General features: G+C 37.4%; 4 protein-coding genes. All 4 read right to left on the bottom strand.

All coding sequences use genetic code 11. The annotated features are described in order from the left end of the window. Positions 1-198 precede the first annotated feature (198 nt). Positions 199-813, bottom strand: a complete 615-nt coding sequence (locus tag AN394_RS21060) for a hypothetical protein (protein ID WP_152967005.1) — start codon at positions 811-813, stop codon at positions 199-201. Between the two features lie 10 nt (positions 814-823). After that, positions 824-1,207, bottom strand: a complete 384-nt coding sequence (locus tag AN394_RS21065) for a hypothetical protein (protein ID WP_054564103.1) — start codon at positions 1,205-1,207, stop codon at positions 824-826. Between the two features lie 92 nt (positions 1,208-1,299). Further along, positions 1,300-1,551: a hypothetical protein gene (locus tag AN394_RS21070; RefSeq protein ID WP_054564102.1), complete on the bottom strand. Its 252-nt coding sequence runs from the start codon at positions 1,549-1,551 to the stop codon at positions 1,300-1,302. Positions 1,552-1,699: 148 nt separating this feature from the next. Beyond that, on the bottom strand, positions 1,700-2,038 hold the full coding sequence (locus tag AN394_RS21075; protein WP_054564101.1) for a hypothetical protein: 339 nt from the start codon (positions 2,036-2,038) through the stop codon (positions 1,700-1,702). Positions 2,039-2,147 lie beyond the last annotated feature (109 nt).

The raw sequence follows: 2,147 nt of genomic DNA on the forward strand, positions 1-2,147 counted from the left end.
AGCCAAACTGACCAGCCAACCAAGAAAAATAAATATAGTTGTGAGCTTTATACTTTTAGGTTTATCCATAACCATCCTATACACATAACGCCCGCATAATGGGCAATAACACGTAGGCTAAAATTGGAGCGAAGCGACTGAGCCTATGTGTTATTGTCCCAGCGAGCCCGCGAGCGAGTTAATGCGATTGTTATGCATCTACTTGCGTTTATACAACAACCCCAACGAGCCTTTTTTCCATGGCTCGGAGTAAAAATCTCCAACTTTTAACGCTGTATAATTTTTCTTAGATACATCGAGTTTAAGAGTTTTTCCGTTATCTACTGTTTTTATGAAGACATAGTAACTCGTTCCAGCTTTTGTGCTTTCATAAGTGTCTAGCTTTACAACAGAGCCGCTTAACTGAAAATCAGATTGGGGGCCAATGAAATTATTGAACCCTAGAACAAAGCCTCCACTCATAAGGAGGAGCATTGCAGCAACAACAGTCGTTAGTATAATTCCTTTCAATTCTCCAGATTCGCGGCGAAGGTTTGGGATTCTTTTAAAGTAAACGTAGAAGCAAATAATAACGATAGGAACTGACAAATACTTAAACGCCCATACAAATGACGAATTTAATACTGTTTCGTACATCAGCAGGGGAACTATCGAGATGACCATAAATAGGCCGAATGACTTATCTCCGTGCTTTTTTAAAAAATACTCCAATCTCAAATTCCTTTTATGCATAACGCCACAATATGGGGCGCGAAAAATCTTGGCTATAATAGGAACAAAGTGACGCAGCCAAGCTTTTTGCGTCCCATTCATTATTGCTTTGTTATGTTTCGTGCATATTTTCACAAAAACTCTTAGTATATTTAAACCCTTTACTTACTTGAGCTGAATCACCTAACGTAAATAACGCACCATCTTCAATGATTACATCAAATTTTATAGTTAAGTTTTGAGCTAAGGTAACACCTAAATTTTTTGCCCGCTTCCTAATTTGAGCAAAATCAGCTTTAAAATGGCAAGTTAACTCACCACAGCAGTATGTATGATTTTTTAAAAAGCTTAATTTCACCGTTACCAGAGAGTTTAAATTACTTAATGAAGTAACTTGCACCCCATAATTATTTTCGAAATCTTTGCCCGTAAAATAGTTTACGAATAAGTCATTAATGGTTGCGACTTCAGGTTGCATAATTTTTTCAAGAAACATAACGCCCCATTCAGGGGCTTTTAATTGTTGGCTAAAATAACGAACGCAGTGAGGAAAGCCAACTATTAAAAGTCCCGCACTGCAATGGCTTGTTATATTGCAGCTACGCCATAATAGATCATGATTATTGCCATAGACGCTGCTACTAGTGGTGAATATAAATATACCAACCATTTACGCAAAGCTGAAACCTGACCGTTGCGATAAATTTTATAGCTTTTAATTGAGTAATTAATAACTGCAACAATACAAGCTAGAAAGCTAATTGCAGCTAAACCCGACCAAATATTCGGAATAGCGAAAGAAAGCATAATAACCCAGAAGATATAGGCAAAATAGATCACTTAGCTAGATTCCTTTCACAAAATTTCAATTGCAATATAACGCTTTGCTAAGGGGCAATTAACAGTTGGATATACTTACGCGAAGCGCCAAGCCAACTGTTAATTGTCCCAGTGAGTGTACGAACGAACTTTAGCAACTTGTTATATTTCATAGCATTGCCTTTAACATTGTTGCTATTGCAGCTTTTTTCTGCGGATCAGTTGCTTCTTCGAATATCTTTACTAAATGAGGAGTCACATGCTTTTTTTCTTTATTGGACATTAAAAATGAATCGTCAAACCAAATTTGATTATCGCTATCAAGCATAAGCGTAAAAGCATCATTATCACTCTTTACGATGAGTCCAATCACTTCGCCCTCTACAAAGGTTCCCTCATAGATCAAGTTGCTTTTTATAGCTGAAACTCTTGGGTTCATCTCACTCTTAGCCATCGTGGCGCTAACAAAAAACAATGAAATTACTAGAGTCCAAATCTTCGACTTCACCGACTCACCTTGATTGAAATATAACATTTTAGTATTTATGCGACACGCAGTTTGTGTTGCATAATCGCTTGTTGGACTGAGCCGCTACCTGCTCGGTGTGTCAGAGTTG

Origin of the sequence: Pseudoalteromonas sp. P1-26 (assembly GCF_001401795.1) — a bacterium.
Classification (GTDB): domain Bacteria; phylum Pseudomonadota; class Gammaproteobacteria; order Enterobacterales; family Alteromonadaceae; genus Pseudoalteromonas.

Bases quoted from the DNA above. Each gene is read 5' to 3' on its own strand.
- AN394_RS21060 (WP_152967005.1), bottom strand. From the start codon at position 813: ATGAATGGGACGCAAAAAGCTTGGCTGCGTCACTTTGTTCCTATTATA.
- AN394_RS21065 (WP_054564103.1), bottom strand. From the start codon at position 1,207: ATGTTTCTTGAAAAAATTATGCAACCTGAAGTCGCAACCATTAATGAC.